This window comes from Mycobacterium sp. 852002-51152_SCH6134967 (assembly GCF_001667105.1).
Lineage (GTDB): Bacteria > Actinomycetota > Actinomycetes > Mycobacteriales > Mycobacteriaceae > Mycobacterium > Mycobacterium neumannii_A.
This window is the reverse complement of the sequence record NZ_LZIK01000040.1, coordinates 1-5,374: the sequence shown is the minus strand read 5'-3', so window position 1 is coordinate 5,374 and position 5,374 is coordinate 1. Positions and strand designations below refer to the sequence as shown.

Below are 5,374 nucleotides of genomic sequence, written 5' to 3'. Positions count from 1 at the left end.
TCTACGGCCACCTGCACACCGACCACAACAATCGTCAAAAGCCTTGCCAAGCGGCAGCGGCTTGACATAGGAGAAACTCGTGGCCACGATCAAGATCGATACGCCGGGCGGTCCCATCGACGCGCTGCTCTCGACGCCGGCCGGCGAAGGCCCGTGGCCGGCGATCGTGGTCGTGCACGACGCGATCGGCTACGGACCGGACAACGCGGCGATATCGGCGCGCATCGCCGAGGCGGGCTACATCGCCATCACTCCCGACCTGTACTCGCGCGGTGGCCGGGCCAGATGCATCACCCGGGTGTTTCGCGAACTGCTCAGCAAGCGGGGTCGCGCGCTCGACGACATCCTCGCCGCCCGCGACCATGTGCTGGGCCTTTCCGAGTGCACGGGCGCCGTCGGCATCGCCGGATTCTGCATGGGTGGGCAGTTCGCGCTGGTGATGTCGCCGAAGGGGTTCGGCGCGTCCGCACCGTTCTACGGCACCCCGCTGCCCCGCCGACTCGACGAGACGTTGACCGGGGCGTGCCCGATCGTCGCCAGCTTCGGCCGCCGCGACCCGATCGGCATCGGAGCGGCGGACCGGTTACGAAAAGTCGTTGCGGACAAGCAGATTCCCGCCGACATCAAGGTGTATCCGGATGCCGGGCACAGCTTCGCGAACAAGTTGCCGGGGCAGCCGCTGTTGCGGATCACCGGTTTCGGCTACAACGAGGCGGCGGCCAGCGACGCCTGGGCGCGGGTATTCGAGTTCTTCGGCGAACACCTGACGGCTACCCCGCGGGGTTGACCGCGGGCTTGATCTCGATGCCGATGTGGATCTTGTCGATGCCACCGCGGATGAGCGCCTGCGGGATCCACCACCACGCATGCCACCAGTAGCGCCGGGTGACCTTGTCGAAGACGCGGCGGGTCTCCTGTTTGGGCAGCACCCGGGCGACCGCTTCGACCGGGTCGCCTTTCGGCTTGCCCAGCGCCGTGGACTTTTGAATCGTCACCCGCGGGGTGTTGTTGATGCGCTTGGTCTTCCACGACCCGTCATCGGTGATGACGAGCAGCTTGTCGTCCTCGGGGGCACCCCAGATCGGGGTGGGCTTGGGCCTGCCGTCCTTGGTGAACGTGGTCAGCAGGATGTACTTCGAGCGGGCGACGTCGTCGAAGGTGTCGGCCATGGTCAACCCGGCTTGATCTCGATGGTCACGTTGTTCTTCATTCCCCCGCGCAGCTTCGAGAAAACGTTGAACGTCTTGCCCAGCAGACCGTAGCGTTTGCCGATCGCGTCGTAGGTCGCGCCGTTGGCGGACTTGTCGAGAACCGCGGCGACGGCTTCGACCGCCTCCCCCTTGGGGTTGCCGCGCATGTCGCACGGCGCGATGGTCACCCGCGCGGTGTTGCGGATCCGCTTGACCTTCCACGAGGACTCCTGCGTGATGGCGATCAGCCCGTCGCCCTCGGGCACCGCCCAGATCGGTGTCGGCTTGGGCCTGCCGTCCTTGGTGAACGTGGTCAGCAGGATGTACTCGGACTTGGCGACATCGGCGAAGGTGGCAGACACCTCCCCAACCTAGCCCTCCAGGTCGCCTTCGGTCTCGAGCAGCACCTTGCGCAAACCGTCGAGCGTCGCCTGCTCCGGGGCCGCCCACATTCCGCGGTCGGCGGCCTCCAGCAACCGTTCGGCCATACCGTGCAGGGCCCACGGATTGGACTCGGTCATGAACTTGCGGTTCTCGTCGTCGAGCACGTATTCCGCCGACAGCCGCTCATACATCCAGTCGGCCATCACGCCTGCCGTGGCGTCGTAACCGAACAGGTAGTCGACCGTAGCGGCCATCTCGAACGCACCCTTGTAACCATGCCTGCGCATCGCGTTGATCCAACGCGGGTTGACCACGCGGGCGCGGAACACCCGGGTGGTCTCTTCGGACAGGGTGCGGGTTCGCACGGCATCGGGGCGGGTGTTGTCGCCGATGTAGGCGGCGGGGTCCTTCCCGGTCAGTGCACGAACGGTGGCGATCATGCCGCCGTGGTACTGGAAGTAGTCGTCGGAGTCGGCGATGTCGTGTTCGCGGGTGTCGGTGTTCTTGGCCGCCACCGCGATTCGGCGGTACTGCCGGCTCATGTCGTCGGCGGCCAGTGCGCCGTCCAGACCGCGGCCGTAGGCGAATCCGCCCCACGCCGTGTACACCTCGGCGAGGTCGGCGTCGTCGCGCCAGTTGCGGCTGTCGATCAGCTGCAGCAGCCCGGCACCGTATGTGCCCGGTTTCGAGCCGAAAATCCTAGTGGTGGAGCGACGCTCGTCGCCGTGCTCGGTCAGGTCGGCCTGGGCGTGCGCACGGACGTAGTTGTCCTCGGCCGGTTCGTCGAGGCCGGCGACGAGCGCCACGGCGTCGTCGAGCATCGTGACGACGTGTGGGAAGGCGTCCCGGAAGAAACCGGAGATGCGCACGGTGACGTCGATGCGAGGCCGTCCGAGGTCAGCCAGCGCGATCGGTTCGAGATCGACGACTCGCCGCGACGCCTCGTCCCACACGGGTCGCACACCCAGCAGGGCGAGCACCTCCGCGATGTCGTCGCCGGAGGTGCGCATCGCCGATGTGCCCCACACCGACAGGCCAACCGAGCGCGGCCAGTCGCCGTAGTCCTTGCGGTACCGATCCAGCAGCGAATCGGCCATCGCCACACCGGTTTCCCAGGCCAGCCGTGACGGCACCGCCTTGGGGTCGACCGAGTAGAAGTTCCGCCCGGTGGGCAGCACGTTGACCAGCCCCCGCAGCGGCGATCCCGACGGGCCGGCGGCGATGAAGCGACCGTCGAGCGCGCGAAGGATCTGGGTGATCTCCTCCGCCGTGCCCGCGAGCCGCGGCACCACTTCGGTGGCGGCGAACCGAAGCACCGCGGCGGCGTCGGCGTTGTCGGTCAGCGTGTCGACCACCTCGGGGTTCCACCCCGAATCCTGCAGCGCAGCGACCAGTTTCCGGGCTTGTGCTTCGGCGGCGTCGACGGCGGCGCGTTCGTCGTTGCCGTCCTCGGCGAGGCCGAGCGCTTGGCGAAGGCCCGGCACCGTCTGCTCGCCGCCGAAGAGTTGGCGTGCCCGCAGCACCGCGAGCACCAGGTCCAGTTCGTCTTCGCCGCTTGGTGTTTGGCCGAGGATGTGCAACCCGTCGCGGATCTGGACGTCTTTGATCTCGCAGAGCCAGCCGTCGACGTGCAGGAGCATGTCGTCGAACGAGTCCTCTTCGGGCCTTTCCTCGAGACCGAGATCGTGGTCCATCTTCGCGGCGCGCATCAGCGTCCAGATCTGCTGACGGATCGCGGGCAGCTTGCCGGGGTCAAGCGCCGACACGTTGGCGTGCTCATCGAGCAGCTGCTCCAAACGCGCGATGTCACCGTAGGTTTCGGCGCGTGCCATGGGCGGGATCAGATGGTCGACGAGCGTGGCGTGGGCGCGACGCTTGGCTTGGGTGCCCTCACCGGGATCGTTGACCAGGAACGGGTAGATCAGCGGCAGATTGCCCAGCGCGGCGTCGGATCCGCAGGCCGCCGACATGCCCAGCGTCTTTCCCGGCAGCCACTCCAGGTTGCCGTGCTTGCCGAGGTGCACGACCGCATCGGCGGCGAACACCGACTCGATCCACCGATACGCAGCCAGATAGTGGTGGCTCGGCGGCAGATCCGGATCGTGATAGATCGCGACTGGGTTCTCACCGAAGCCGCGCGGCGGCTGCACCATCAGCACGACGTTGCCCGCCTGCAGGGCCGCGATGACGATCTCACCGTCGGGGTCGGCGCTGCGGTCGACGAACATCTCTCCTGGCGGCGGACCCCAGTGTTCGACGATCGCGTCGGTGAGCTCGGCAGGCAGTGTGGCGAACCAGTCGCGATACTCCTTGGCCGACACCCGGATCGGGTTCCCCTCGACTTGACCTTCGGTAAGCCAGTCGGGGTCCTGGCCGCCGCGTTCGATCAGATTGTGGATGAGTGCGTCGCCGTCACCGGAGGCGATGATGGTGTCGAGGTCGCCGTCACCGTCGCCGATCCGGTAGCCGTGCTCGCGCATCGCGCGCAGCAGCGCGATCGCGCTGGCCGGCGTGTCGAGCCCGACGGCGTTGCCGATGCGGGCGTGCTTGGTCGGGTAGGCGGAGAACACCACCGCGATCCGCTTGTCCTGCACTGGGATTGCACGCAACCGCGCATGACGGACGGCCAGCCCGGCGACCCGGGCGCATCGTTCACGATCGGGCACGTACGAGGTGAGGCCCTCGTCGTCGATCTCCTTGAACGAGAACGGAACCGTGATGATGCGCCCGTCGAACTCCGGCACGGCGACCTGGGTAGCGACGTCCAGCGGTGAGAGCCCGTCGTCGTTGTTCTGCCACTGCGCCCGTGGGCTCGTCAGGCACAGCCCTTGCAGGATCGGAACGTCCAGCGCCGCGAGGTGCGCGACGTTCCATGCGTCATCCGTGCCGCCGGCTGACACGCTCGACGGGGTGGCGCCGCCTGCCGCCAGCACCGTCGTGATCAGCGCGTCGGCCGTCCCGAGCAGTTCGAGCAGGTCCGCGTCGGCGGTGCGCAGCGACGCGCAGAACACGGGCAGCGCACGGCCACCGGCATCCTCGATCGCGTCGCACAGCGCGTCGACGTAGGCGGTGTTGCCGGCGAGATGTTGCGCGCGGTAATAGAGCACGGCGACCGTGGGTCCGTCGCCGCCGCCGTCGCGGGGCACGACGCCCCACAGCGGTGTGCTCTCGGGCGGTGAGAACCCGAAGCCGGTCATCAGCAGGGTGTCGCACAGGAACGCGTGCAGGTGACGCAGGTTCGTCACGCCGCCCTGAGCGAGATAGACGTGTGCCTGCAGCGCGACCCCCGCGGGCGTGGTCGAGCGACCCATCAACTCCGCGTCGGGTGACTGTTCGCCGCTGACGACGACGGTGGGCACGCCGGTGGCCACCACCTCGTCGATGCCGTCCTGCCACGCGCGGTAGCCGCCGAGAATCCGCACCACCACGACGTCCACGCCGCTCAGCAGTTCACCGAGTTCACCGTCGACCAGCCGGGACGGGTTGGCCCACCGGTAATTGGCGCCGCTGGACCGGGCGGTGATGAGGTCGGTGTCAGAGGTGGACAGCAGTAGTACGGCAGGTTCCGGCACCCCCCATTCCTACCCCACGCGCTCACCCCCGTTTTCCGCGAGCGTGCGGGTCTGTCGACGACACGCCGCGTAATGTGCGCACTCCACGCACCGTCGGCGGGCGCGAGCGTGCGGAACGTGCTGAATTCTCGCGGCGTGTCGTGCGCAGACGCGCACTCAGTGTGATGGTTGTGGGGCCGCGTTTGCGGTGGTTGGGTTCTTCTCATCTGGTGCCTGGTTCAGACGCGC

Annotated in this window: 4 protein-coding genes; 1 reads left to right on the top strand and 3 read right to left on the bottom strand. The window is 67.8% G+C overall.

Going from position 1 to position 5,374, the window contains the following annotated elements; genetic code table 11:
* Nucleotides 1-79: 79 nt before the first annotated feature.
* Entirely contained in the window at nucleotides 80-787 is a 708-nt protein-coding gene (locus A5790_RS12865) for a dienelactone hydrolase family protein (RefSeq protein ID WP_066844526.1), read from the top strand.
* On the opposite strand, the gene A5790_RS12860 is transcribed toward A5790_RS12865, so the two are convergent.
* The 3 genes from A5790_RS12860 to cobN are packed head-to-tail and all read right to left on the bottom strand — an operon-like array spanning nucleotide 771 to nucleotide 5,146.
* The gene (locus A5790_RS12860) at nucleotides 771-1,169 is read right to left on the bottom strand and encodes a PPOX class F420-dependent oxidoreductase (protein ID WP_064393909.1); all 399 of its coding nucleotides are present in this window, start codon (nucleotides 1,167-1,169) and stop codon (nucleotides 771-773) included. The two genes, A5790_RS12865 and A5790_RS12860, sit on opposite strands and share 17 nt — an antisense overlap.
* Before the next feature lie 2 nt (nucleotides 1,170-1,171).
* Nucleotides 1,172-1,552 (bottom strand): PPOX class F420-dependent oxidoreductase, encoded by a 381-nt coding sequence (locus A5790_RS12855; RefSeq protein WP_064418252.1) that lies wholly within the window; start codon nucleotides 1,550-1,552, stop codon nucleotides 1,172-1,174.
* A gap of 9 nt (nucleotides 1,553-1,561) precedes the next feature.
* Nucleotides 1,562-5,146, bottom strand: a complete 3,585-nt coding sequence (gene cobN, locus A5790_RS12850; protein ID WP_066844523.1) for a cobaltochelatase subunit CobN — start codon at nucleotides 5,144-5,146, stop codon at nucleotides 1,562-1,564.
* Nucleotides 5,147-5,374: the final 228 nt, after the last annotated feature.